This window comes from Achromobacter xylosoxidans, from assembly GCF_002192695.1.
Taxonomy (GTDB): Bacteria; Pseudomonadota; Gammaproteobacteria; order Burkholderiales; family Burkholderiaceae_B; genus Achromobacter; species Achromobacter xylosoxidans_C.
Genome location: NZ_MTLG01000075.1, coordinates 1 through 25,377, shown reverse-complemented (window position 1 = coordinate 25,377; position 25,377 = coordinate 1). Strand labels below are relative to the sequence as shown.

Annotated in this window: 23 protein-coding genes; 5 read left to right on the top strand and 18 right to left on the bottom strand. The window is 64.7% G+C overall.

All coding sequences use genetic code 11. From position 1 onward, the window contains the following. Positions 1 to 309: 309 nt before the first annotated feature. The 8 genes from BRO63_RS14395 to BRO63_RS14355 all read right to left on the bottom strand — a co-directional run bounded on the left by BRO63_RS14395 (position 310) and on the right by BRO63_RS14355 (position 5,316). A complete protein-coding gene (locus BRO63_RS14395; RefSeq protein ID WP_003092304.1) occupies positions 310 to 897 on the bottom strand; it encodes a S26 family signal peptidase in 588 nt (195 codons plus the stop codon). After that, positions 894 to 1,451: a DUF2840 domain-containing protein gene (locus tag BRO63_RS14390; RefSeq protein ID WP_023093372.1), complete on the bottom strand. Its 558-nt coding sequence runs from the start codon at positions 1,449 to 1,451 to the stop codon at positions 894 to 896. The genes BRO63_RS14395 and BRO63_RS14390 overlap by 4 nt, the downstream gene beginning before the upstream one ends. Next, on the bottom strand, positions 1,448 to 1,711 hold the full coding sequence (locus BRO63_RS14385; protein ID WP_000147048.1) for a hypothetical protein: 264 nt from the start codon (positions 1,709 to 1,711) through the stop codon (positions 1,448 to 1,450). The genes BRO63_RS14390 and BRO63_RS14385 overlap by 4 nt, the downstream gene beginning before the upstream one ends. Beyond that, positions 1,708 to 2,346, bottom strand: a complete 639-nt coding sequence (parA, locus tag BRO63_RS14380) for a ParA family partition ATPase (RefSeq protein WP_003092312.1) — start codon at positions 2,344 to 2,346, stop codon at positions 1,708 to 1,710. The genes BRO63_RS14385 and parA overlap by 4 nt, the downstream gene beginning before the upstream one ends. Before the next feature lie 241 nt (positions 2,347 to 2,587). Beyond that, entirely contained in the window at positions 2,588 to 3,433 is an 846-nt protein-coding gene (locus tag BRO63_RS14370; RefSeq protein WP_022652188.1) for a replication initiator protein A, read from the bottom strand. A gap of 26 nt (positions 3,434 to 3,459) precedes the next feature. Further along, the gene (locus BRO63_RS14365) at positions 3,460 to 3,744 is read right to left on the bottom strand and encodes a helix-turn-helix transcriptional regulator (protein ID WP_001247107.1); all 285 of its coding nucleotides are present in this window, start codon (positions 3,742 to 3,744) and stop codon (positions 3,460 to 3,462) included. Positions 3,745 to 3,855: 111 nt separating this feature from the next. Beyond that, positions 3,856 to 4,626: a DUF2285 domain-containing protein gene (locus BRO63_RS14360; protein WP_088140446.1), complete on the bottom strand. Its 771-nt coding sequence runs from the start codon at positions 4,624 to 4,626 to the stop codon at positions 3,856 to 3,858. A 342-nt stretch (positions 4,627 to 4,968) separates the two neighbouring features. After that, positions 4,969 to 5,316, bottom strand: a complete 348-nt coding sequence (locus BRO63_RS14355) for a DUF2958 domain-containing protein (protein ID WP_016487838.1) — start codon at positions 5,314 to 5,316, stop codon at positions 4,969 to 4,971. 287 nt (positions 5,317 to 5,603) lie between these two features. On the opposite strand from BRO63_RS14355, the gene BRO63_RS14350 reads away from it, so the two are divergent. Beyond that, a complete protein-coding gene (locus BRO63_RS14350) occupies positions 5,604 to 5,897 on the top strand; it encodes a helix-turn-helix domain-containing protein (protein WP_006379425.1) in 294 nt (97 codons plus the stop codon). Between the two features lie 312 nt (positions 5,898 to 6,209). Here BRO63_RS14350 and BRO63_RS14345 read toward each other — a convergent pair whose 3' ends face one another. The 4 genes from BRO63_RS14345 to BRO63_RS14320 all read right to left on the bottom strand — a co-directional run bounded on the left by BRO63_RS14345 (position 6,210) and on the right by BRO63_RS14320 (position 10,548). After that, the gene (locus BRO63_RS14345; protein WP_001273857.1) at positions 6,210 to 6,524 is read right to left on the bottom strand and encodes a DUF736 domain-containing protein; all 315 of its coding nucleotides are present in this window, start codon (positions 6,522 to 6,524) and stop codon (positions 6,210 to 6,212) included. A gap of 775 nt (positions 6,525 to 7,299) precedes the next feature. Then, entirely contained in the window at positions 7,300 to 7,509 is a 210-nt protein-coding gene (locus tag BRO63_RS14330) for a hypothetical protein (protein WP_022580212.1), read from the bottom strand. Between the two features lie 61 nt (positions 7,510 to 7,570). Continuing rightward, positions 7,571 to 9,640 carry a ParB/RepB/Spo0J family partition protein gene (locus BRO63_RS14325; protein ID WP_000994919.1) on the bottom strand — a complete coding sequence of 690 codons (2,070 nt, stop codon included), beginning with the start codon at positions 9,638 to 9,640 and terminating at the stop codon, positions 7,571 to 7,573. Positions 9,641 to 9,720: 80 nt separating this feature from the next. Continuing rightward, complete coding sequence (locus BRO63_RS14320; RefSeq protein ID WP_003092327.1) at positions 9,721 to 10,548, bottom strand: DUF932 domain-containing protein; 828 nt, start codon at positions 10,546 to 10,548, stop codon at positions 9,721 to 9,723. A gap of 392 nt (positions 10,549 to 10,940) precedes the next feature. Here BRO63_RS14320 and BRO63_RS14315 point away from each other — a divergent pair, with 392 nt between their 5' ends. Continuing rightward, on the top strand, positions 10,941 to 13,397 hold the full coding sequence (locus BRO63_RS14315) for an ATP-binding protein (protein WP_001223964.1): 2,457 nt from the start codon (positions 10,941 to 10,943) through the stop codon (positions 13,395 to 13,397). Positions 13,398 to 13,463: 66 nt separating this feature from the next. Here the strand turns inward: BRO63_RS14315 and radC are convergent, their stop codons facing one another. From radC to BRO63_RS14300, 3 genes are all read right to left on the bottom strand, one after another. Further along, the gene (gene radC, locus BRO63_RS14310; RefSeq protein ID WP_003092330.1) at positions 13,464 to 13,973 is read right to left on the bottom strand and encodes a RadC family protein; all 510 of its coding nucleotides are present in this window, start codon (positions 13,971 to 13,973) and stop codon (positions 13,464 to 13,466) included. Positions 13,974 to 14,324: 351 nt separating this feature from the next. After that, positions 14,325 to 15,389, bottom strand: coding sequence for a PDDEXK nuclease domain-containing protein (locus BRO63_RS14305; protein WP_003092331.1), 1,065 nt, complete (start codon positions 15,387 to 15,389; stop codon positions 14,325 to 14,327). Then, the gene (locus BRO63_RS14300; protein WP_001062689.1) at positions 15,386 to 16,585 is read right to left on the bottom strand and encodes a tyrosine-type recombinase/integrase; all 1,200 of its coding nucleotides are present in this window, start codon (positions 16,583 to 16,585) and stop codon (positions 15,386 to 15,388) included. Before BRO63_RS14300 ends, BRO63_RS14305 begins: the two co-directional genes overlap by 4 nt. 769 nt (positions 16,586 to 17,354) lie before the next feature. Here BRO63_RS14300 and BRO63_RS14295 point away from each other — a divergent pair. Next, positions 17,355 to 19,583, top strand: coding sequence for an NADP-dependent isocitrate dehydrogenase (locus BRO63_RS14295; protein ID WP_088140445.1), 2,229 nt, complete (start codon positions 17,355 to 17,357; stop codon positions 19,581 to 19,583). A 71-nt stretch (positions 19,584 to 19,654) separates the two neighbouring features. Here BRO63_RS14295 and BRO63_RS14290 read toward each other — a convergent pair whose 3' ends face one another. From BRO63_RS14290 to BRO63_RS14280, 3 genes are all read right to left on the bottom strand, one after another. Beyond that, the gene (locus tag BRO63_RS14290) at positions 19,655 to 21,277 is read right to left on the bottom strand and encodes an ArnT family glycosyltransferase (RefSeq protein ID WP_088140444.1); all 1,623 of its coding nucleotides are present in this window, start codon (positions 21,275 to 21,277) and stop codon (positions 19,655 to 19,657) included. A 189-nt stretch (positions 21,278 to 21,466) separates the two neighbouring features. Then, on the bottom strand, positions 21,467 to 22,264 hold the full coding sequence (locus BRO63_RS14285) for an ABC transporter permease (RefSeq protein ID WP_088140443.1): 798 nt from the start codon (positions 22,262 to 22,264) through the stop codon (positions 21,467 to 21,469). Beyond that, on the bottom strand, positions 22,255 to 22,881 hold the full coding sequence (locus BRO63_RS14280) for an ABC transporter ATP-binding protein (protein ID WP_088140442.1): 627 nt from the start codon (positions 22,879 to 22,881) through the stop codon (positions 22,255 to 22,257). The genes BRO63_RS14285 and BRO63_RS14280 overlap by 10 nt, the downstream gene beginning before the upstream one ends. 191 nt (positions 22,882 to 23,072) lie before the next feature. Between BRO63_RS14280 and BRO63_RS14275 the strand changes: the two genes are divergently transcribed. Together BRO63_RS14275 and BRO63_RS14270 are read left to right on the top strand one after the other, a co-directional pair. Continuing rightward, on the top strand, positions 23,073 to 24,182 hold the full coding sequence (locus BRO63_RS14275; RefSeq protein ID WP_179215099.1) for an efflux RND transporter periplasmic adaptor subunit: 1,110 nt from the start codon (positions 23,073 to 23,075) through the stop codon (positions 24,180 to 24,182). A 6-nt stretch (positions 24,183 to 24,188) separates the two neighbouring features. After that, the coding region (locus BRO63_RS14270; RefSeq protein ID WP_179215098.1) for an efflux RND transporter permease subunit at positions 24,189 to 25,377 on the top strand (1,189 nt) is incomplete at its 3' end.

The window sequence follows — 25,377 nt, the reverse complement described above, 5'->3', positions numbered from 1 at the left end:
TTGCGGGCGGCAGAGTGCCGAACCCTTTTGTCTTGCCTTCCGCCTTTGCCCCTCGCTCCCGCTCCGGGCATCGGCGGCCCGGCGGCGCTGCTGCACGAGCAGCCAGCCCGCCGGCGAACACGCCAATGGCCGCAGGCCAGGCGCGTTCGAGGCAAGACGCCTGCACGTTGGGCGGCTGCGCCGAAGGCAGCGCGAAGTGCGGTGCGAATGCACCCGCACTGCACGCGCGACGACACGGCGACGAACAGTAGAACGACATGCCCGATGGCACGATGAGAGGCGCGGCAAAGTGCAGCGAATCGGCGGCCATCATGGACGTGTCTCCAGCCAGATCGGATGCGCAACGCCGATCACGGCGAACGCGCTGACCGGCCCGAAATAGCGGCTGTCGAACGACGCCGGGTTGGTCGCGCTCAACAGGAACAGTTCGCCCGGTTGGAGACGGCGGCAAAGCTGCAAGGATGGCAGCGGCCGGCCCAGCCGGTCGGCAGGCAGGGCGGCGGCCACCGGCACGCCGTCGATGCGAACCTGGCCGGCGACGATGCAAACGTGTTGTGGCGCGACTGCGCCCACACGTTTGAGCAGCGGAACGCGGGTCGGCAGGTAGCCGCGCTGCGCAGCCAGCATGGCGGCCCTGTCGGGCAGCGGCATCAGCACGATGCTGTCCACGGACAGCGGACGTGGCCGCGAGGCGGTGCGCGGGTCGAACGGTTCGATGCGATACCAACCGACCGCCACGCTGTCGGACGGGTTGTAGGCCATTCGCGGCAGGGGCTGCACGAACGCCGCCCAGGCCAGCGCAGCGAGGCCGACGGTGGCGAAGCCTGCCAGCACGAGGCGAGCGCGCAGGCGCGAGCGAGGATGCGGCACGGGGCCGGTCGTGGAAATCGTGGTCATGGCAATGCCCTCCCGGCCAGCCAGGCGGCGTGCCGTTCTGCGGTGTATGTGGGTAGCGCCGAGCGCGCTGCGAGCCGGTTCGCGAGCGTGCGCCAGTACGCGGGCGATGTGTCTGCGGCTGCGATGCCCAGCGCCTCGATGCCGTCGATGCGTTCCAGCACGGCGCGCACGTTGGCATCGCCTTCGGCGTGCAGCAGCAGACGCGCGCCCGGCTGCACGCCGGGGATGCGCTGCACGGCGTCCAGCGGCGTGGCGGTCTGCATCACCATGAGCTGCCAGCGGATCGTGCCGTAGTCGTTGGCCTGCCAACGGATGCGGCACAGAACCGCGTTCGGCAGGAACACGGCGCAGCGCCGCCAGCGGTCGAGCTGGAGCGTGCGCGCCGGTTCGCCGAAGCGCAGGTAGAGCTTGAAGCGCGGTTCGATGTAGGCCAGCGCCACGCGCGTCAGCGGCACGTTGCCGGCCTGGCCGGCGAGTGTCGAAGGCGCCGGCGGCGGCGCAGCCGTGGGCGCACTTGCTTTGGGGGTGTGGGCGGTCGAAGCGGATGCGTTCACGGCGTGCCCTCCGGGGGAAACTCCCGCTCCAGCAGGTCGCGCAGCAGTTCGGCTACGGTCACGCCTCGCGTGAAGGCCGACACCTTGATGCGCGCCCGCATGGCGGGCGTGATGTCGAGCGTCAGTCGAGCGGTGTAGAGGTCGCCTTTCTGCACGGCATCTGCGTCGCCCTGGCGAATCCACGCTTCGGCGTGCGGATTCGCTGGGGGACGCGCACCGATGCCGACGCGCTTGCTGCGTGGTGGTGGCTTCCCAGTCATGTCGGCCACCGCAGCAGTTCGTCGGTGAGCGCGGCGATCTCGCGGGCAGCGGCGCTGTCGGGCGCGGTTTCGCGGGCGAGCCGGCCAGCGGCTACGCTGTCGGCAAAGACGATGCGCTGGTGGATCTCCGAGCGCAGCGCGGGCAGCGGCTGTTCGGCCAGCGATTGCCGTGCCTCCCTGCCGATGATGGTGGTGCTGACGCGCCGGTTGATGACGAAGGCCGCGCGCAGCGCTGGCCGGAACACCTGTGCTTCGCGGATCAGTGCGACCATCTCGGCAGAAGCCCATACGTCGTAGGGGCTGGGCTGCACGGGGATCAGCACGCGCTCGGCCGCCAGCAGCGCGGAACGCGCGAGGGCGGCGATGCGCGGCGGGCCGTCGATGATGATGTGATCGGCCCGCCTGGCGAGTTCTGGCGCTTCCTGATGCAGCGTTTCGCGGGCAAGGCCCACGGCGCTGAACAGACGGGGCAGGCCCTGCTGGCTACGCCGCTGCGTCCAGTCGAGCGATGACCCCTGCGGGTCGGCATCCAGCAGGATGACATGCAGGCCGCGCATCGCCAGTTCGCCGGCGATGTGCGTGGCGAGCGTGGTCTTGCCGACGCCGCCTTTCTGGTTGAGAAACGCGAAGATCATGGCGCGGCCCTCCGAGCTGGAAAGCCGGCCTGGCCGTGCCGTTTCGTGGTTGTCCACCGAAACGGCGCGCTTCTACTAAAAGTTATGTATTTCTTGTTAGGTAAGTTAGAGGGAACGCAAACCCGCGCCGTTGTTGGCTTTCCGGCGTTTTCGTACTCCTGATAGCACGAGGGTCGTACTCCTGATAGCACGATACCCGGTACTCCTGATAGCACGAGGCCGTCCACAGGTTCTCCCGCAGTTATCCCCGTGCCGCGTGCGGCACGGGCCGGAAGGTCAGCAGCTCGGTGTTGTCGTCCGGCATCCGCTCGATGCCGAGGACGTAGCCGGGCAACGACTGCCGCGCCACCAGGGCGCGCACGTCGTAGGCGAAGTCCGAGAAGCGGGCCGCGCTGCCGGATTTGCGGTACAGGTGTCGGAAGTCGAATTGCCAGCCGTGCTCCTGCCGCCCGCCATGCTTGCGCACCAGGCGGTACAGCCAGCGTTCGATACCGCCCTTCAAGCGGAAATAGGCCGGGTCGATGGTCAGCACCAGGGCGGCGTCGAGCACGCCGGCATAGAACCAGTCCGGCAAGATCAGCTCGATGCCCAGCGGGGTGCCGCTGGCGTCGGCGAGTTCCTTCCACTCGTTGATCCACGAGAAGCGATGCAAGCGCCTTCCCGTGGTTTCGCGGATGGACGTGGCCACCGTGGTCGATTGCAGCCGGTCGAGGGCGGCCTTCAGGCGCTGGTAGTCGTTGAGGGACGTGCCGCGCCCGATGAAGCGCAAAATCTCGTAAGGCGTGGCGCGTATCCAGCGCGACGGGCGCAGGCCCGCGTCGCGCGCCTCCACGATCTGCGAGGCGGCCCATATCAGCACGTCGGCATCCCATATCGTTGCGATGCCGTGCTCCTGCGTGCCTTCCACGCGAATGGTGACGTTCCCGCTGCGGAAGTCGATCGGCGCCGTGCGCCGCGACTTGGCAAGCGAGAAGAACGGAAAGGCCATCAAGTCCTGGGAATCGCGTGGCGCCATGTCGCCCGGCAGCGCGCGGAACAGATCGAGCTGTTCGCGCTGCGGCAAGGCTTGCCCTGGCGGGCTGGACATGGCGAAGGCCACCCACGCGCCGACGATCAGCGGCCATCACGGTAGTCGCCCGCGTGGCGCTCGGCGTATTCGGGATCGGACGTGGCCTCGTAGCTGCGCTGGTCGGCCCAGGCATCGAGGTCGGACACCGCGTACATGACGCGGCGGCCGAACTTGCGGAACTTGGGGCCGCCGCCGATCACCCGCTGCTTCTCCAGCGTGCGCGGCGACAGCCGCAGGTAGTCGGCGGCTTCGTCGTTTGTCAGGTAGCGTTGAGGCTGCGAGGTCGCAGTGACGGCAGCGGCGGCAGGCCGCGAGGGAGCAGGTCGCATGGGATGTACCTCCATCAAGCCCGGCCACACCACGCGGCCGGATAGAGGCACTCTCAAGAAAGCAAGGCTTCTTGCTAAGGGACGATTCGCACGGGTCGAGAAACGTCCCCCCTAATGCGACGGGAACATTGGAAGCTGCGCTAGTCGGCGGTAGCCGCCGTGCATCAGCTCATCGCCGCGGCGTACCAGCCGCCGTACGCGGGCACGCAATGCACTGTCTTTGTGCCAGTCGGCCGCGACGGCATCCGCGCCGAACAGACCTTCGCCCACCTCGCGCAAGGAGGCTCCCGCGAGGGTCGCGTCGAGCGCTTGCAAGGTATGCAGTTCCAGCAGCGCGGCGGGCGTGGGGCGGGAGCGGGCTGTTGCCACAGGCGTGGCCACGGTTGCGGCAGATAGCGCATCCAGCTTCGCAGCGAGCGTGCGGTAGCGCGCACAGGGCGTGGCGCAGGCGCGTGTGGCGTAGAGATAGGCCGAACCATCTTCCAGGTCGGGTGCGAGTGCCAGCCGAACGCAGCAGCCTGGCCAATGCGATACGAGCACCATGCGCTTGCCGTCGTGGGTCAGTTGCTTGCGCCCAGGAATGCGCCAGAACTCGAAGGTATGCGCATCGGGTGGTGGGTCGGCGTCGGGGTATAGCTGCACCACGGCATCGTGATCGGGGAACCAAGCAGGATGTGCGTCGCGCGCATCCAGGCCGGGATCTTCCAGCAGGCGCAGGCCCCAGGCCTGCGCCGCATCAGGCTTGCGACGCCGGCGTAGCCAGTCGCGCCGGTAGCTTGGATTCCTGCGCAAATACTCCCAAGCCAGCGCTGGGCCATCGAGGTGCAGCGTGTAGAGATACGCGGCCGTGGGATACCAGTGTTGGCTGCTGCGGTCAGTCATGGCGAAACCTCCCTGTTTCTGGGAACGTCGCCACAATTCCGCTGTGCGGGAGCTATCGAATCGCCATCAAGTGGTCATCAAACTCGGGTTACGCTTTAACTGCTGGTGTCAAGACAGATTCGCTCCAGTGCATTGCCGAAATCGTCTAAATGCGACGACTGCACCGCCCGGAAATGGGGTGCAGCATTGAACACCGTGCCGAATCTCGCGCCTGGCATCATGACTGTTTTGGTCAGGAGCGCACCACCCTGGTGCAAGCATGCGGATCAAGACTTGCCAGGTCTTGGCTAAGACCGAAATAGTCACAATGCGATACTTTTTGCCTGGTCGCGCTGGAATGCGTCAATCGGTGATCGAACCGTTTTCCTGAGCCAGTCGAACGTATTCCGACAGCGGCCGCGTCGGCTGGAAATACCGATCTCGTATCACGGGCTGCTTGAGCGGCCCGACGATGGACGCCAGATCGGACAGCTTCACCGTCGCCAGGGCAGGCATCCCGATCCCGAGGTCGATCAGGCCGTAGGCCGTATCGCCATCGGTCGGATCGAGCGCGGCCAATAGCCAGGTCGCATGTGCGTCCGGTGTGAACAGGCGCACCACGGGCAGCGGGTCACATTCCTGGCCTGCGGCGCGGGTGAGGCCGTGGGCCAGTAGGTGCACCCGGTCTTCCTCGGTGACAAGCGTGGTCAAGGCCGCGCCCCTTCCACGAACACACGCAATCGCCGAGGCGCATCTGTGCCTGCGGACGGATGCACGTATGCGCAAGCGCACGAAGCCGCAAAAGCGGAGAGGCACGAAGGCGTATTGGTGGAAGTCAGGAAAGACACGGATGCGGTTCCCTGGGTCTGAGGAAATCCGCAGATGCGGATCTCCGTAAAAGCACGGAAAAGGAAAACATCACCACCAAATGAACACTATAGATTGTAGTCCTATAGGGCGCAATGGGCTGTCATCTTGGTTTTTTGGGGAAACCATAGGTGGCAGCGAAGAACTCATTGGCAGCGGCGATTCGGACGGTAAGGAAGGCGCGTGGTTTGAGCCAGGAAGCGTTCTCCAACGTGTCCAGTCGCACCTACATGAGCACGCTGGAGCGCGACCTGAAAAGCCCAACCATCCAGAAGCTGGCCGATCTGTGCGAGGTCATGGAAGTGCATCCGCTCACGCTGCTCACATTGGCTTATGCCGGTGACAGCACCCGCGAAGCTGATGAATTGCTGGCACAGGTGCGCCAGGAACTCAGGGCGATATTGGAAGAGCCCGACACGCCTTAGCGCGTTGGCGTGTGGTACTGAATTGCAGCAAGCGGAGCGCGCAGCGCCGCAGGCGCGAAGGCGTGAGGGATTGAAGCCGGATGGCCGTGACGGCTTGCCGGCACGGGGCGAAGCCCGAAAGCCCGGCGGCGCTTACAGCGCCGACACGCCACACACCGCTCGTTGACACGGATTGCGAGCCACAAGGCACGCATGCAGGCCCGCCGTGACGGGCGTATCCAGCACGCGGCAGCAGCAGAAATCCTGCGCGTGCGGTGCTGCGATCAGCAGCATCGCGCCCCGCCGCAGTGGGCGGGACGCGGTAAGCGGCTGTCAGGCCGCCTTCGGCTTGTTGCGCGACCAGATCAGGTCGTGCGTGCCGTCCTCGTTCTCGATCAGGCGGGCATAGACCGTCGCCGGGAACGAAGGGTCGTCGATGGATACGGACAGGTATTCCCGCCCGGCCTCGCTGGTCTTCTTCCACGCTGCGCCGACTTCGTGGCCAGCCGCTTGCAGGTGGAAGTCGGGGGCGTTCTCGGTGTCGCCCTTGTCGTTGGGAACCAGCTTGACCTTGACGTTGAGCGTCAGGGTGCGAAGCGTGCCGGTGAAGCCGTCTTTCTCTGCGGTGAAGGTGCCGATGTTAGCCATGATGTTTCTCCTTTCGGGTTGAACAAGGTCGCGCCAGTGCGTCCTTGTTGTGATCCGGCCGGCGGGGGATGGGCTGGTCGCACCGCACAGCGGTCGCAACAACGTGGAGAACCTGGAAGCGAAAAGAATTTGTCCCGCGAGGAATGCGCGCAGCGCAGGGGAAATTGTTTTCGCTGCAAGGTTGCGGCCATCAAGCACAAGGCGCAGCCGCGCCACCGCCAGGATTCACAACAAGACAAGGACGCACAGGCCGCCCGCTCCCGAATGGAGACGTGGCCAACTCGACATCCCCGCGTGACGGCTGCACCGGCTTGCGCCCTGACGCGGGCCAGGTCAATGCCCCGACGACAAGGCCAGAGCGCCCCTGCCGCAGCTCACGGCCACATACTGAGGCGTGGTGTGGAAGCTCCATAGAAGCGAGGCTGGGCGGCGTGTCGGTGAACCGTCTTTCGTGACGTACAGACAACGAACCGCCAGCGTCGGGGACGGCACGCTTTCGTGCAACCTGCCGCAGCAAGCCGGGGCGTAGCCACACCAGCCCCGCCCATTGCGGCGGGGCTCGGTCGAATCGTTGGCGGCGCGATGCGCCGCCACACTTGCTGGCTTCGTGGATTTCGCGCACGAGCGCCCTTGTGCGTGGCCCCATCGCCGCCTGTCCGAAGGCGGCGATGGGGCGTTTTGGCTTTGAGCAGTGAAACCGGGCGCGGCCACCGCCGCGCCCGGAGTTTTCGACCACCGGCCCCAAGGCGGCACGGCTTGGGGCCGGTGCGGCTCGTTATTCCTTGGTTTCGATGATCCACCACACGGCGCGCGGCAAGGCGCGGCCCGTGAGGGGATGCAGATCGGTCAGGTCGGCGCGGGCCGTCCAGCCACGCGGCGGACGGTAGCCGCGCACGTCGCCGTCGCCGTGCCAGCGGCGGGCGCGCACCGTGCCGGAGGCATAGGTCGCAGCTATGCGGGGGCGGTTTGCGGGTTGGTGGGTCATGGCAGGCATCCTCAACATGAAGCGCCCCGGCCGGAACCGGGGCGCTATCTACGGTGCGAAGTCACGCGGCCAAAGCCTCGGCCTGCGGCTGGTCATCCGCCACGGCGGCCACTTCTTCCTGTGCTTCGGCTTCGCCATCCGCCGGCGCGTCCTGCCCGGTCTGCTGCGGGCCTTCGGAGCGGAAGATGGCGGGCATCCAGCCGGTGCCAGCGGCCAGCCGTTCGGCTTCGCTGGCAATGTCGCCCTTCTTCAACTTCGCCAGTCGGGTGACGTGCGAGGGCGCGAACCCGCCAACGGCTTCCAGAATCGCGGCCTTCGGCACATGCCGGAAGTAACCCTCATTGGTGGGCTGCCACCACGCGGCCATATCCAGCCCCACGGCCTGCGCCAGTTCCGCGCCGGGCTGGTGCGGCGTGGCGCGAGGCGTCACCACGTCCACCGTGGAAGCTAAGCACACGGCCAACAGCCGCACCAGTTCATCCTGTGATTTCGCCAGCAGCGCGGCGAACAGTTCGGCGCTGTCCTCCGGCAAGGTTTCGCCTGCCACCTGTTGCAGTTCGCGCAGCGCCACGGCGGCGGGTGATTCCGGCCAGTCCGGGGCCATGCCTTCCAGCCGGTCTTGCACCGTGAGGCGCACACCCAGCGGCAGGTCGTGCCCGTAGTGCCTTTCCTGCAAGACGGTCTGCACCATGCCATGCACCACGGCGGCCAGCGCTGCTTGCGGATGCCGTGCAACTTCGATTTGCAGCGCAGCGGTACGGTGCGCGCTCAACCGCTGCGCCAGTCGGTCAGACATGGCGGCGGTCTTGGGCTGCTCGTCGTCCTCGCCTGCGTCCTCGTTCGCGGCTTCGCCTTCGCTGCCGAAACCCTGCCGCAGCCGCTCCAGCGTGCGCAGTGCCTTGGCCTCCGCTTCGCGCAGCAGCCCGCGATGAATCGCGGCCTGCCCGTCGCGGTCGATGGTGACAATGGCACCGGCTGCGGCCTTCACGTTGGCCGCATAGTCCAGCAAGCCATCTTCCAGCGCCTGCAACTGCTCGCCCAGGCGTTCGCCTTCTTCCTGCAAGGCATCGGCCTTTTCCTCGTCCTCGTCGTCCAGCGCGGCATCCACCGCCTCGGCCAGTTCGTGCAGCTTGGTTTGCAGCTTCTCGATGCGCTGCGCGTCGCGCTTGTTCGGACTGCGGCGTTCCCTTGGCGCACGCTGGAAGGCTTGCAGATCGGCATGGGTCATGCCCGGCGTGGCATCCACCCACGCCCAGCCCTCGGCCTGCACCTTGGCGGCGATACCTGCCAGCTTGTCCTGCGCCAGCCGTTCCAGCAGTGCGGCATCGGTCAGATACACGCCTTTGTCGCCCTCCGCGAACAGGTCGCGGCGGATGCCACCGCCTTCCTGCTCGTAGCCGTCCAGCCCGACAAAGCGCACCAGCGGATGCCGGTAGGCGTCGATTTCGCGTTCGGTCAGGCGGTCGCGCAGGTTGTGCGGGCCGCGCTGCCATGTGGGCGCATCGTAGAACGCGGCTTCCTGCGCAGCATGGTCGTCGGTGATGGCGAGGGCCATCAACTGGTCAAGGCTCACGGCCTCGGCCCGGTAGTCGGCCAGCAGGCGCGGCGACACGTTGGCGAGTTTCAGACGGCGCTGCACCACCAGCGGCGTGACGCTGAAATCCGCTGCAATGTCCTCGATGCTGCGGCCTTCGGCCACGAGCGCGGCGAACGCCTCGAACTGGTCGGCGGGGTGCATGGCTTCGCGCTGCACGTTCTCGGTGAGGCTGGCCGTGCGGGCGGTGCCATCGGCCACCAGCAGGCAAGGCACCTCCCATTCCTTGCTAATGCGGTGCTTTTTCGCCAGCAGCTTCAACGCTGCGAGGCGACGGTCACCGGCCACGACCTCGTAATGCTCGCCATCGGCGGCGGCAATCACGATGAGGTTTTGCAGCAGGCCGACACGCTGGATGCTGGCGGCGAGTTCGGGAATGGACATGCGCGGGGTCTTGCGCACGTTGCGGCCAGTGGGACGCGACACCAGCCGCGACAGCGGAACCAGAATCAGGTTCTTGGTCGGATCAGCGGCTTCCAGCGGGATAGCGGCGGCGGTGTTGATGGCGCGGGCTTCGGTTTGGGTAACGGCGTTCATGGTGATAACTCCTATCGGTTCAGGGATGCAGCAGCGAAGAAAGCGACAAGGGCTGCTGCCTGCCCCTGCCGCGTGGGGATTCAGGCTTTCAACTGGCGCATGCCATCGGCCAGCAGCCAGAGGGCGCGATTTAGTCGGATGTTTTGGTCGATGCCCTGCACCGGGCGGGTTTGCTGTCGGCGCCCGTTGGCGCTGCGGCCACGCAGCCCGCCTTGGGTCAGGTTTTCTTGGGTGCGGTTGAACACGCTCCACAGGTCGGGGCGGCGGTCGTCGAAGCGGCGCGGCATCAGGATTTGCGATTCCGTGATGGGCGCGGGCTTGTCGGGGTCGTCGTACTTGAGGGCGAGCGCGGCGCGGGCGAACACTTCGGATTCGCCATCGTCCAAGGTGATGCCGCGCATGGCATCGCGCGATTCCTTCACCCGATCGAAACCGCTCAAGACTTCGTAAGCCCCCTCAATGACCAGACCGGCCACGTCGCCTTTATGGGGCACTCGCACATCGGCCACGGTGTTGCCGCAGACAAGGCCATTGCTGCACACGAACCGGAACATTCCGGCCAGCATCTGATAGCTGCTGGTGCCGTCGTGCGAGTTCAGCAGCACGATTTCGTTGGCCTCCGCGCCGTTGATCTGGCTGGCATGGCGCAAGCGAATCATGTGTTTGGTGTGCTCGCGCTTGCCTTCGTCGCGCACGCGGGTTTGCGTCACCATGAAAGGCTGGAAGCCTTCTTTGCGAAGCTCGGTCAGCACGGCGGCGGTGGGGATATAGGCGTACCGCTGCGAACGGCTCTCGTGCGGGGCATCCGCGAAGATGGACGGGGCCACGCGGTGAATCTGGTCGTCGGACAGCGGGTAATCGCTGCGCAGCGAGGGGGAGCGGAAAGCGAAACGGGATGCGAGTTGCATGGTCTTTCTCCTGACAAAAGAGGTTTGCTGTTCACACCGCACACCGGATTTCTAGATTCGGAGCCCAGCCTTTCGGCTGTTTGGTGCGGTCGGCACGAGGAACCCGGTTGGCCCTGTTGCCACCGTCTTTCCTGAGTTCATCGCCCGCGCCCAAAGGAGCGCGCGGACGGGGGCCGTCAAGGAGCCAAGCGCAGGGTTGGTGCGGCCCGCAGGCGCAGCCGAGGACACGGCCCTGCGCGCCTTGACGGCACACGGTCGCGGGCTACGGTCGCGGGTAAGGTGATGAAGTCAGGGGAGACGGCTGGACAAGGCAACGGCCATCCCTTTGTGCTGACCGCACGCAAGCGAAGCGCGCAGGCCCGAAGCTGGAAGCCGGGCCGTAGGCGTCAGCGATGCGGAAGGCTGGCGAAGCCAGTCCCGCCAGGGATGAGCGACTAGCGAACCTGGAGCAGCGCGATCCGCGAAGCGGAGACGCAAGAGGACTCTTCGTTTACCATTTGTTTCGCAAGCAAATGATGGGAAAGCAAGAACACGGAGATATAGAGATGATTGTCTGCATCAACCGCCTCAAACAGTTCGGAATCTTCAGCGACTTCAATGGAACGAAGATCCAAAAGTTCGGCCGGTACAACCTGGTCTATGGTTGGAATGGAACAGGCAAGTCAACGTTATCGAATCTATTCTCTTGCTTTGAGCTTCGCTCGATGGTTCCCCGCTTCAGCACGGGCCAATTTTCAGTAGTTCTGGAGGATGGCTCAACGATCACGGAATCCACACTCCACTCATCCCAATTGAATATTCATGTTTTCAATCAACGCTTCGTGCATGAGAACATTGATTGGGACAAATCCGTAAAGAGCATCCTTCTTATTGCGAAAGAGAAGATTGATGACTTGCAGAAGCTGGAGAAGCTGAAGAGCGAGCTTCAGTCGAAAAAGAAGGCTCACGACGACAAGCAAAGCGATATCAAGAAGCAGCGTGAGGCATTAGAGAAGTTCCTGACCAATGCTGCCAAGAAAATGAAGCTTGGACTTCAGGCGATTGATACGAGCGACAGTTATTACTTGAATTACGACCGCCGCAAGCTCTTCAACTTCATACAGAATAACGGCGAGACAATTATCAAGGCGGAGTCGGTTCTTCCAGATGAGAGGGTTATCGACCTTACGAATGCCGCCAAGCCAGATCAGCTTCCAAGCATTGCTTTCGCCTCAACGGCCATTGAGCCGGACTACTTTAAGAAAGCGGCGGGCCGCATCAGAGATTTGATTGGGACTACGGCGGTCAATCAAGCAATCCAGCGGCTGACCGATAACCCGGAAATCCGCGAATGGGTTCAAGCAGGCTTGGAAATCCATAAAAACCACGACTCGCAATCCTGCGAGTTCTGCGGCTCTCCGTTCGCCCAGCTTCGTGCCGAGGCGCTTGCTGCCCACTTCAGCAAGGAGTTCACGGAGTTTCAGAGCCGACTTCAGAACGCGGCGACATGGATTGAATCTCAAGGCGCTCCAGCTAATCAGTTTCCCGCATCGACCGAGTTTTATAAAGAACTATCGGCCGAGGCAGAGAAGCTTCAAAAGGACTACGCAACTGCTGCTGAAAAGATCGACCAGCAAATCGACGCCTGGCGGGAAGCCCTGAAGGCCAAGATCACAGACCCTGGGAAGACAGACATTCAGATCTCGGATGTGGTTGAAGACGATGTCACCAATTTCAATGACATCCTGAAATCGATTGTTGCTCTCGTTGGAAAGCACAACAATAAGACTTCAAATTTCAAATCTGAGACCTCAAAAAGCAAGGTGGCACTGGAGCTTCACTTTGCTGCGGCTGAGGTGCAAGAGTTTGACTATGCTGGAAGTGAGAAGAAGTGCAATGACCTTGAGTCAGAAGCAAAGAACGACCATAAGGAAATTGAAAAAATTAGTCTAGAGGTCGGAGCCATAGAAGCGGCGCTCTCGAATGAAACGGTCGGGGCAAAGGAGTTCAATGACATCCTGCATCGCTTCATTGGCCGCTCTGAGCTTTGCCTGAACTTCAATCAGAAGAAGAAAGGCTATGAGATCATCAGAAACGGGGTTGGTGAGCACGATGGGAATTTGAGCGAAGGTGAGAAAACTGCGATTGCATTTGTCTATTTCATCACGAAGCTCAAAGAAAATGGAAATAACATCAAGGATACGATCGTCGTCGTTGACGATCCGGTCTCAAGCTTTGATTCTAATCACTTGTTTCACGCCTACTCGTTTTTGAGAACGCAATGCACTGAAGCCAAGCAACTTTTTGTGCTGACTCACAACTTCACTTACTTTAAGCTAGTGAGAGACTGGTTCACTGGCACCAATAGGAATCGAGTCAAAAAAGGCAACGCCGAGAATTGCTTCTTTTATCGCCTGGATGCGCCACCTGGCTCCCCTCGTCACTCCCTACTTGTGGATGCCGACGACTCACTCAAGAACTACGGTTCCGAGTACCACTATATCTTCAAGAAGCTCTACGAATATAGGGCGCACACAACACTCAATCGAGATGAGGCGTTCTTGACCGCCAACCTCGCCCGAAAGCTTGTTGAATCGTTTTTCACCTTCAAATATCCAAGGCGTCGAAGCGACATTAGTCAATTGATGGAGGCTGGCCTAAAAGATTGCACCATCACGACACCAGAGCTTAAAGAAAAAATCTACCGCTTTATCAATAAGTATTCACATAGCGACGTTATTGAGATAACAGAGGAATCCGCAGAAAACTTGGCAGGCGAAAGCCACAGCGTCATCGGGAACATCTTCCAGTGGCTGGAAGAGGTGGACAAGAAACATTACGACGAGATGATTCAGGTTGCGACGGCCTGAGCATCAGGCCGCGAGGGCCATAGCTATGCCACCAGGCGCAGCAAAAAGGGGCCGAAGCCCCTTGGGCTAGATCAGCCCATGCTCGGCGAACGATGCCGTTTCGTTGCCCGCAACGATGATGTGATCGAGCACGCGCACGTCCACCAGACCCAACGCTTCCTTGAGCCGCTGGGTCAGCGCCCGGTCAGCCGCGCTCGGCTCGGGGTTTCCGCTCGGATGGTTGTGCGAAACGACGACCGCCGCCGCATTGAGCCGCAGCGCCTCCTTGACCACTTCGCGCGGATACACCGACGCACCGTCAATAGTGCCGTGGAACATCTCCCTGTATTCGATCAGACGATGGCGCGTATCCATGAACAGCACTACGAACACCTCATGCTCGAAGCTGGCCAACTTTGTACGCAAGTATTCCTTGACCGCCGCCGGCGAAGTGAACTCTGCTCCGCGCCGCATTTTCCGGTCAATGACCTGGCGCGCAGCTTCCAGAATGTCGTCGGCCGATGCCGGTAGATAGCGCCCGTGCGCGTCGCGCACCAGCAGACAGGAATCGAACGAGGGAAAGGACAGTTGCGACATGATCGTGCTCCGGTTGCTCGGGCGGAATTGCCCGGAACCGGCGGCAGCACGGCGCAGCGCAAGCAGTCAGGGGTCGCAGACGGCCGCCAGGACGCAAGCGCGCATGGCGCGCGCCGCCCTTGACGGCGAGAACGCCGTGATACGGTGAAGGGAACAGCAAGACCGCCCACACCCGCCCACTGCACAGAGTCGATTTTTGGCAAGCGGAGCGCGCAGGCCCGGATCAACGAGCCGGGACGGAGGCGTCAGTGATGGAAGCCCGACAGGGGCGAGACTCGCGCAGCGAAGCTCGATGCGCAGCACGACAGCGCGACGGCGGCACGCCGGGACGCCCGACTGCTTGGGACAGGACTACTCGTTGTCCGTCTTGCGCTGCTCGATTTGCAACTGCGCCCGTTGCGTTGCCTGTTGCAGCCGCTCCACCAGCACGCCCCTCGGCGGCAAGGCGGTCAGATACTCGGCAACGTGGATGCCGGACTTGTCCAGCTCCAGCAATTCGATCTGCTCGCGCTTCTTGCCGGTGCAAAGGATGATCCCGAGCGGCGAGGCTTCCTCCGGCTCCCGTTCGTGCTTGTCTAGCCACCGAAGGTAAAGCTCCATCTGCCCTTTGTAGGCCGCCTTGAAGTCACCTACCTTCAACTCCACCGCAACCAGCCGCCGCAGCTTGCGGTTGTAGAACAGAAGGTCAAGGTGGAAATCCTCGTCGTCGATCGGAATGCGCTTCTGCCGGGCGACGAATGAGAAGCCCGCGCCCAGCTCCAGCAGGAAGGACTCCATTTCACGGATGATCGCCGCTTCCAAGTCGCCTTCCTGCCAAGTGTCCCGCAGGCCCAGGAAGTCGAGGATGTACGGGTCGCGCATGACCAGGGCCGGCGACATGCGCTGCGCATCGCGCAGGGTCGCCAACTCCTGCGCTATGGTTTCTTCCGGCTTTTGGGAAAGCGCCGTGCGCTCGTACAGCATCGAGTCGATACGCTCGCGCAGCGTCCGCACGCTCCAGCGTTGGGTGCTGGCCATCTGTGCGTAGTAGTCCCGCTGGAGCGGGTCTTTCAGCGGCATCAGGGCGATGAAGTGCGTCCAGCTCAATTCTCGTATCAGTGATACGAGAATTCGCTCGTCGGGGAAGGTGGCGGCGAACTGCACCATGCGGCGCAAGTTCTGCTCTGCAAAGCTGCTGCCGTACTCCTCCACCAACTGCGCAGCCAAGGTGGGCAGAACTTCCTTGCCGTAGGCGCCCCGGCGCCTGTCCAAGACCTGCGTGTGGATGCGTTGGCCGATGCGCCAGTAGAGCATCGTAAGCTCGCTATTCACCGTCGAGGCGGCGCGCAAGCGCGCCGCCTCGATCAGTGCCCGAATGTCGCCCAGCAGCGCCGCGGGCGCTGCGAGCGATGCTGCTGATGGCCGGCGCCCGTTCATGCCACCGCCTCCGCAAGCTGCCGCGCGCCCGTGATGGCTTGGCGGCGGCTGGCCACCAGCTCGGCCGCCTCGCGCACCGGCTTGTCCTCGGTGTGGACGTAGTGCATGAACATCGCCACGGTCTTGTGGCCCGTCAGCTTCATTCCCACTTTGGTCGGCACACCGGAATTGGCAATGTCGGTGGTCGAGCGATGACGGATGCCGTGCGTGCCTACGTGCGGCACGCTGGCGGCCTTGAGCGTCCGGCACCAGCCGCCATAGTGCTCGCCAAAGGTCAGGTGCTTGGCCGGGTCGTTCGGCGACGGCAGGACGTAAGGGCAGCCTTCCAGACGCGGCGCCGTCGAAAGCAGCCGATAGGCTTCCTCGCTCATGGGCTTGGAAATGCCGCCAACCTTGCTGTCGGGCCACACCACGCGCCGGTTCTCGAAGTCCAGCCAGCTCCATTCGAGCGGGCAGATTTCGGAGCGCCGCGCCGCAAACTCGAATTGCAGCCGGATCGCCAACGGGATGACGTAGTTCTCCAGCCCCTCCGCCTCCAGTTTCTCCAACTGGCGGAAGATCCGCACCATTTCCTCGTCCACGATGAGCCGGGTTTCCTTGCCCGGCGGGTACATCGGGACGTGGCGGCACGGATTCGTGCCGTCCGGGCGGAAGCCCCAGACTTCGGCCAAGTTGAACATCTTGCGCAGCACGCCGAAGGTCTTGTTGGCCTCGGTCGGCTTGTAGGCCAGCTTTTCCATGAGCCCCGCAATGTCGGGCCGCTTCACGTCATGCACCTTCTTGCGGCCCAGCAGCGGGATGATGTTGCGGTCGATGACGCCCTGGTAGCCGTCCTGCGTGCTGACCTTGTTGCGCTTCTTGGAGTAGTCCTCCATGAACTTTTTGCACAACTCGGCCATCGTGGGCGCCTTGCGCGCCTCGGCCTTGGCACCGCCGGGATCACCACCCCGGCGAACCTCGGCCAGCCAGTCCTGCGCTTTGACCCGCGCCTGTTCGACGGTTAGCTCCCCGTAGAGTCCCAGCGAGGGCTTGCGGGGCTGGCCAGAGTTCGTGCGGTACTGGAGCATGAACACCCGGCGTCCCGTCGAGGTAATCTTGCAAAGGAAGCCGGGCACGACGGTATCCCGTAGTTCGATGTCCTTCGCCTGGGGTTGCGCCGACTCTACGGCGGTCTTGGTGAGCTTGATCTTTGCCATGATGACTCCTTGGAACGACCCGGATTCCAGGAGCCAGATAGGAGCGGCGCGAGGGAGAACCGGGTCAAGTTTCAGAAAGCACCGGCATATGATGGAAGCGCGTAAGCTATTGATAAACCTGCTGTATCGGGCTACGTCGCAGTCCAGCGAACTACCGGGCTGGAGTCATCGTGAAACAAAAAACCCGCCTCGTGGGGCGGGTGGCTGTGACTGTTGCGGTCGCGCGCTAACCCACCATTCCAGGAATGATGGTAATAATCAGCGAAATGCGGACGGCGCGGGAATTCATGGGGACGTAGCTTCCTCCTTGCGCGGCGCTTTGTCAAACGGGCAATCGGCTCCGGGGGCGTCCGATTTAATGCGTCCCTGTTTAATTTGGCGCCATTATGGCCATATCCCGCCCGAATCCGCGGGTTTTTGCTGCCCAGCAGGCGTAGCGCGGTATTACAATGGAAGGTTCGTGGCAGTCGCACTTCCCCAGGCGGCCCAGGATCTTGCCGGCAACGCTGGCAGGCACACCCAGGCCAGCCATATAAAAAGGGGCAGGCGCCAGCCATGTTGGGCAGACGCTTACCGACCATTCCTCCGGGCGCGTCCGCTTAGCCGCCCACCTTGTCGTTTGCTCAGACCTTGGACGGCAAAGCGAACGCGTCCAGTGCCGGTCGCGCGCCTGCCCATACGAACCCACTCTCCGACAACATCTACCGGCTTCCGGCCGCATAGCATGTTCGGGTTTGCGCCTAGCGCCTGCCGAACAGATTCAAGGATCATGTCTCTTACTCCGAAGATTATCTATACCCTCACCGATGAAGCTCCGGCGCTTGCAACCCGTTCGCTGCTGCCCATCGTCCAGGCTTTCGCCAAGCCCGCAGGCATCACGGTCGAGACCCGCGACATCTCGCTGGCCGGCCGCATCATCTCGGTCTTCCCCGACTACCTCGAAGACAGCCAGAAGCTGGGCGATGCCCTGTCGGAACTCGGCGCCCTCGCCGTGCAGCCCGAAGCCAACATCATCAAGCTGCCCAACATCAGCGCCTCGATGCCGCAGCTGAAGGCCGCCATCAAGGAACTCCAGGACCAGGGCTACAAGCTGCCCGACTACCCGGACGCCCCCGCCAACGACACCGAGCGCGACGTCAAGGCCCGCTACGACAAGGTCAAGGGCAGCGCCGTGAACCCGGTCCTGCGCGAAGGCAACTCCGACCGCCGCGCCCCGCTGTCGGTCAAGAACTACGCCCGCAAGCACCCGCACAAGATGGGCGCCTGGTCGGCTGACTCCAAGTCGCACGTGGCCCACATGGGCGAAGGCGACTTCTACGGCACCGAGAAGTCGGCGCTGATTTCGGATGCCGGCGACGTCAAGATCGAACTGACCGCCGCCGACGGCTCCACCACCGTCCTGAAGGAAAAGACCCCGGTCAAGGCCGGCGAGATCATCGACGCAGCCGTGCTGTCGGCTGCCAAGCTGAAGTCCTTCCTGCAAGCGCAGATCGACGACGCCCGCGCCACCGGCGTGCTGTTCTCGGTGCACCTGAAGGCCACGATGATGAAGGTCTCCGACCCGGTCATCTTCGGCCATGTCGTGTCCGTGTTCTACAAGGACGTGCTGGCCAAGCACGCCGACGCGCTCAAGCAAGCGGGCTTCGATCCCAACAACGGCATCGGCGACCTGTACGCCAAGATCCAGTCCCTGCCCGCCGACAAGCAGGCCGAGATCACCGCCGACATCGACGCGGCCTACAAGACCCTGCCGCAGCTGGCCATGGTCAATTCCGACCGCGGCATCACCAACCTGCACGTGCCCAGCGACGTCATCGTCGACGCGTCCATGCCCGCCATGATCCGCGACTCGGGCAAGATGTGGAACGCCGAAGGCGCCCTGCAAGACACCAAGGCCGTGATCCCCGACCGCAGCTACGCCGGCGTCTACCAGGCCGTCATCGAAGACTGCAAGCGCAACGGCGCCTTCAATCCGGTCACGATGGGCAGCGTGCCCAACGTCGGCCTGATGGCCCAGGCCGCCGAGGAATACGGCTCGCACAACAAGACCTTCGTCATTCCCGCCGCTGGCACCGTGCGCGTCAGCGACGCCTCCGGCAAGGTCCTGCTGGAACAGGCCGTCGAAGCCGGCGACCTCTGGCGCATGTGCCAGACCAAGGACGCCGCGGTGCAGGACTGGGTCAAGCTGGCCGTGGCTCGCGCCCGCGCCACCAAGACGCCCGCCGTGTTCTGGCTGGACGAGAACCGCGCCCACGACGCGCAGATCATCGCCAAGGTCAAGCACTACCTGAAGGACCACGACACCAGCGGCCTGGATCTGCGCATCCTGAGCCCGGTCGAAGCCACCAAGTTCTCGCTCAAGCGCATCCGCGAAGGCCTGGACACCATCTCGGTGACCGGCAACGTGCTGCGCGACTACCTGACCGACCTGTTCCCCATCATGGAACTGGGCACCAGCGCCAAGATGCTGTCGATCGTGCCGCTGGTCGCCGGCGGCGGCCTGTTTGAAACGGGCGCGGGCGGTTCCGCCCCCAAGCACGTGCAGCAGTTCCTGGAAGAAGGCTTCCTGCGCTGGGATTCGCTGGGCGAGTTCATGGCCCTGGCCGCGTCGTTGGAACACCTGGGCCGCAGCTACGGCAACGCCCGCGCCCAGGTCCTGGCCAAGACGCTGGACCTGGCGACCGCCAAGTTTCTGGACGAGAACAAGTCGCCCGAGCGCAAGGTCGGCGGCCTGGACAACCGCGGCAGCCACTACTACCTGGCCCTGTACTGGGCCCAGGCCGTGGCCGCGCAGACCGACGACCGCGAACTGGCTGCCCTGTTCGCGGCGCCTGCCCGCGCGCTGGCTGACGGCGAGGACAAGATCCTGGCCGAACTGAAGGCTGCCCAGGGCAAGCCCGTCGACATCGGCGGCTACTACCAGCCCAACGAAGCGCGCGCCAGCCAGGCCATGCGCCCCAGCGCCACGCTGAACCAGGCCCTGGCCTCGATCGGCTAAGCGCCTGCCGCATGGCGGCAAGGAAAGGCCGGCTGCCCTCGGGCAGCCGGCCTTTTTTCATGCGCCGCGGTTCAGGGCTTGGGCTGCGGCGCTGGGGGCGGATTCAGCGCGGGGTTCGTGAACGGAATGCCGGCGCACGCACGCTGACGGAACGCCGCGTCCACGTCGATGCGCCAAATGGTCCGCTTCTCGTTTGCAAGCCGCGCGGCCACCCCATTGAGTACGGGGTATCGTCCACCGTCATCCTTCTCGCCCCAAATCCAGAAACGTGCTCCGTCCGCAGCCTCGCAGATGCGCTGGCGCAGATCCTCGGCGCCTATCAGCACGCGCTTGCCCGTGGCCGGATCGAATTGCGCCGCGTCATACAGCTCCTTGCGCCAGTTGTCCCGCTTGGGGATATCGGGGTTCTGCCAGTCGTCGACGATCCAGGCGGGCTCCCGGGCCTGGGTATAGAAACCCAGGTCGAAGGGCAAGGCATGCAGCGACACATGTATGTCTTGCGGCTGCATTTCCTGGCGCAGTTCCCGCGCCAGTGGCCCCGCGCTGCCGCGCGGATTCGACGCCGCAACGACAACCGCGGCCAGGCAGATCACCGCCGACACCCCGGCGGCGATCCAGACGCCGCGGCGCTTGCCCGCCGCCCAGGCGGGCGCGATACGCTCGCTGACCAGGAACGCCAGCGGCGGAAACACCGGCAGCACATACCCGATCAGCTTGGAATGCGGAATCGAAAAGAACACGATCACGACCGCCATCCAGATCGCCGCCAGGCGCCGCAGGCCCTGCGGGTCGGTCTCGCGCCAGTATGCCGGCTTGAAGATCGACACGGCCCAGATCGACCATGGCAGCGCCAGGCCCGCCACGATGGGCAGGTAGAACCAGAACGGCTGCGCGTTGTTGAAACCGCTCTGCGAAAAGCGCTCGAACTGCTGATAGACGAAGAAGTATTGGTAAAAACCGGGGTACCGCAGCTCCATCAGCCAGAACCACGGCGCCGCCACCGCCGCGAAGACCAGCAAGGCCGGCACCCACAGCAAGGCGCGCACGCCTGGCCAATCACGCCGCAGCAGCAGCCAGGCCAGCACGATGGCGCCGGGCAGCGCCAGCCCGATCAGCCCCTTGGCCAGCACCGCCAGCGCCGCCAGCACGCCCGTGGCCACCGACATGGCCCGGAACGGCCGTCCGGCGGCGCGCCGCAAGGCGGTATCGGCCGCGGCCAGCACGCACAGCGTGATCATGCCGGCCACCAGCATGTCCATGTTGGCGAACTGCGCGGCGCCAAAGAACAGCGGCATCATGCCCAGGATCGCCACCGCCCAGCGCGCCTGCGCGACATCGCGGTAGCGCGACACGAAGGCGTAAAGCCCCGCGCCCGCGCTCCAGGCGCCGAGCACCGACGGCAAGCGCGCGCTGAATTCATGCACGCCGAACAGCGCATAGCTGATCTGGGCCAGCCAGTAGTAGAGCGGCGGCTTGTGGAAATACGGCATGCCGTCCAGCAGCGGCACCATGGGCGAGCCGCTGCGCAGCATCTCCCAGGCCACCCCGGCGTAACGGCCCTCGTCGGGCAAGGTCAGCCAGCGGGCCCAGGCCAGCGCGCCCAGCCATAGCGCCAGGCAGGCCAGCACCAGCCAGCCGGGCCAGGCAGTGCGGCTCGCCGGCAGTCTCATGGAAGTCGCCACGGTATCGCTCATGCCCGGCGCTCCCGCAAGACGCGCGCCGGGAGGCGGCACGCGCAGGAAGCACGCTGCGGCGGGGGGACTACGGAACGGGACGCAAGTGGCATGAGGATCCGGAAAAGGTTCAGGAAAATGCAAGATTGCGCGCAGTATCGCCAAGCGCGCGTCAAGCTTTCATGAAATTTCCGGAAAAAAAGCCGCTTCCTAGGCCGGATGCAGCCGATCCAGCCTGAGCCGCCCGCGCTCGTCCGTCAACCGGCGCATGGCGCCATAGGCCGCGGCCATCGCCGCCATGCCGCTGGCGCCGCACAGCAGGAACATCAGCAGGATCTGGTACTTGGCGGCCTCTATGGGATCCATGCCGGCAATGATCTGCCCGGTCATGATGCCCGGCAGCGTGATGATGCCGGCGGCCGACATCTGGTTGACGCTGGGCACGATGCCGCGCCGCACGGACTCGCGCAGCAGGGAGGAAAACGCCTCGTGCACGGTCGCGCCCAGCGCCAGCCGGGCCTCGATCGCCAGCTTCTCCCGCCTGGCGCCGGACAATACGCCGTCCAGCGCCAGGCTGGCGGCGTTGAGCACACTGCCCAGCACGATGCCGATCAGCGCAATGGTGTAGCGCGGGTCATACCAGGGATCCGGGCGCAGCGCCGTATTCAGGATGAACAACACCGTGATGACCGTGGTCCCCGCCACCGCCATCGCGCCGACCCAGCCGTTGCCGCGTTGCGTCAGCCTGGCCCTGGGCCGCGCCGCGACCTCCCTGGCCGCCAGCGCCATCATCACCGCCACCACCAGCGCCGTCAGCCAGGGCGCCGCGTGCGCGAACACGATGCGCAGGATGTGCCCGACCAGCAGCAGCTGCACCACCGTGCGCAGCGCCGCCCACAACACCTGGCGCTGCAGGTTCAAGCGCAAGGCGAAGGAGATGCCGGCGCTGAGCAGCACCAGCAAGGAAGCGATGGCCAGATCCGTGGCCTGCAGCTTGATCACGTCCATAGCGGCTCCAGCCTGCCCTCTGCCATGCGCCAGGACCGCCGCGCCAGCCGTTCGGCCTGGGCCGGGCTGTGGGTCACCATCAAGATCGCGGCCCCGCCATCCAGGTAGCGCCGCAGTTCCTCTTCGACCTTGTCCGTGGCCGCCTGGTCCAGCGCCGCGGTCGGCTCGTCCAGCAGCAACACGCGCGGCGCCAGCGCCAAGGCGCGCACCAGGCCCAGGCGCTGGCGTTCGCCCGTGGACAGCTCGTGCACCAGCGCGTCCAGCTTGTCGGTGGGCAGCCCCAGGCGCTGCATGATGGGCTCGGCGCGGGCGCGGTCCGCGAAATGCGGCGCGACCAGGTCATCCCACCAGCCGGCCTCGGCCTGGCAATACATGACCTGCCGGCGCCATTCGTAGCCCCGCATGCCCGAGCGCGGCCGGCCGTCCAGCAGGGCCTCGCCATGCCCGGGATCCAGGTCGGCCGCCTGGCGCAGCAGCAGCGACTTGCCCGAGCCCGAAGGCCCCATGATGGCGGCGCACTCGCCCGCGGCGAGATCCAGGCTGAGGGGAGAGAGACGTTCGCTATAGATGCCACGCAGCCTGAACAGCGGGTGCGCGTCGATGGTGGTGGTCGGCATGGGTACGGATCTTAGACCGCAAATGCGCGAGCGCGCCGTGCAGCGCCGCGCACGCACTCTCTTAGAGATAAGAAAAACTAACTCCACGACAGAGAACTTATCGTTTCCCTAAGGGGAAACCCCTCCCTACCATTGCGAATCCCGCCATCTGCGCATTTAGCGCAGCTACATTGACCATTCGAATGGGCCTCATGTCTCAGAACCCGAATCCTGCGCCGCGGCGCACAGCCGGCCGCAAGCTGGCCTTGACCGCCACGCTCGTGCTTGCCGCCATCGGCGGCCTCTACCTCTACGACACGCAGCGCAAGGCCACAGCCCAAGCCGCGCCGGCCGGCGCAGCTGCGCCCGTCCCTGTCGTGGTGGCGCCCGTCCGGGCTGAAGCGCTGCCCGCCACGCTGCAAGCCATCGGCACCGTCGTGGCCGAACAGCAAGTGCTGGTGGCACCCGAGGTCGCGGGGCGCGTCACCGCCATTCATTTCACCAGCGGCCAATCGGTAGCGGCCGGGCTGCCGCTGGTGCAGATCAATGACGGGCCCGTGCGCCGCGAGCTCGATCGCCACCGCGCATCGGCCGCGCTGGCCCAGGCCAACCTGGACCGCGCCAAACGGCTGCTCGGACAAACCATGTCGCGTGCCGAGTACGAACAGCACGCGGCGCAGCACGCCGAAACCAAAGCCCTGGTCGCGCAGGCAGAAGAAGACCTGGCCCAGCGCCTGGTGCGCGCGCCGTTCGCGGGCACGCTGGGGTTGCGGCTGGTCAACCTGGGGCAGTACGTCGAGGCAGGCACGCCCATCGCCACCCTGACCGACACCCGCCTGCTGCATGTGGATTTCACCGTGCCGGACCGGCATGCCGGCGTGTTGCAGCCGGGACTCGACGTATCCGTCGCCAGCGCGGGCGGCGGACAGGAGCAACTGAAGGGCAAGCTGTCCGCCCTCGATCCCCAGGTCGACGCCGGCAACCGCGCGCTGAGGGTGCGCGCCACGCTTGCGCCGGACGCGGCTGGCCGCGTATGGCCCGGCGCCTACGCCCAGGTCAGCGTGTCGCTGCCCGCCGGCCCCGCCACGCTCACCGTGCCGGCCGAGGCCGTCCAGAGCACCTTGTCTGGCGCAACGGTATACGCCATGCGCAATGACGACCCGGCCCGCGTCCGCCTCGTTTCCGTGCAGACCGGCGCAAGCCAGGACGGCAAGGTCGCGCTATCGGGCACGGATCTGCGCGACGGCGATCTGGTGGTCGTCGCCGGCCAGATCAACCTGCACGACGGCGCCGCCGTCCGTCCGCGCCTGGCGGGAGAGTAAGACGCCATGTCATTCACCGATTTCTTCATCCGCCGCCCGATCCTCACCACGGCGTTCGCCCTGCTGATTGCCCTGGTCGGCCTGCGCGCGCTGCTGGATCTGCCGCTGCGCCAGTATCCGCGCATCGAGAGCGCCGTGGTCACCGTCACCACCGAGTATCCCGGCGCTTCCCCGGACCTGATGCAAGGCTTTGTCACCGCCACGCTGGCGCAAGCCGTCGCCACCACGCAAGGCGTGGAGTACCTGACCTCGTCGTCCGAGCAAGGACGCAGCACCATCAACGCCTACCTGCGGCTGAACGCGAACTCCGACACCGCCCTGACCGAGGTCCTGGCCAAGGTCAACGAAGTGCGCTATTTGCTGCCGCAAGATGCCTACGACCCGGTGGTCGTGCGGCAGTCTCCCGGCGCCATCGGCGTGGTCTACGCCGGATTCTCCGCGCCGGCGGGCCAGCCCCTAACCGGTATCACGGACTACCTGATGCGCGTGGCCAAGCCCATGCTGAGCACCGTGGACGGCGTGGCTGCCGTGAACGTGCTGGGCGGACAGGCGCTGTCGATGCGCATCTGGCTCGACCCGCTGCGCATGGGCGCGCACGGCATCACGGCAGCCGACGTCGAGGCCGCGATCCGGGACAACAACTACCAGGCCGCGCCCGGCCAATTGCGCGACGCGCTCGTCGTGACCAATGTACGCGCCGACACCAGCCTGGATAGCGTCAAGGGCTTTCGCGAACTGGTCGTCAAACACGGCCCCAGCCTGGTGCGCATGGAAGACATCGCCACCGTCGAGATCGGCGCACAAAGCCGCAACCAGGTTGCGGGCATGAATGGCGAGCCCGCCGCGTACCTGGAAGTGATGGCGACACCTGGCGGCAACCCATTGGACATCTCGCGCGAAGTCCGCCGGATTCTTGCCGCATTGGACCTCCCCGACGGCACAAGAATGGCGATTCCGTACGACGTCACGGTCTTCATCGATGCCGCGATCGGCAACGTGGTCGGCAAGTTCGGCATCGCCAGCCTGGAAGTGGTGCTCGTGATCTTCCTGTTCCTCGGCTCGTTGCGCGCGGTGGCCGTGCCGGTGCTGAGCATCCCGCTGTCCCTGCTGGGCGCGGCGGCGGCCATGCTGGCGCTCGGTTTCAGCCTGAACCTGCTGACCTTGCTGGCCATGGTGCTGGCCATCGGCCTGGTGG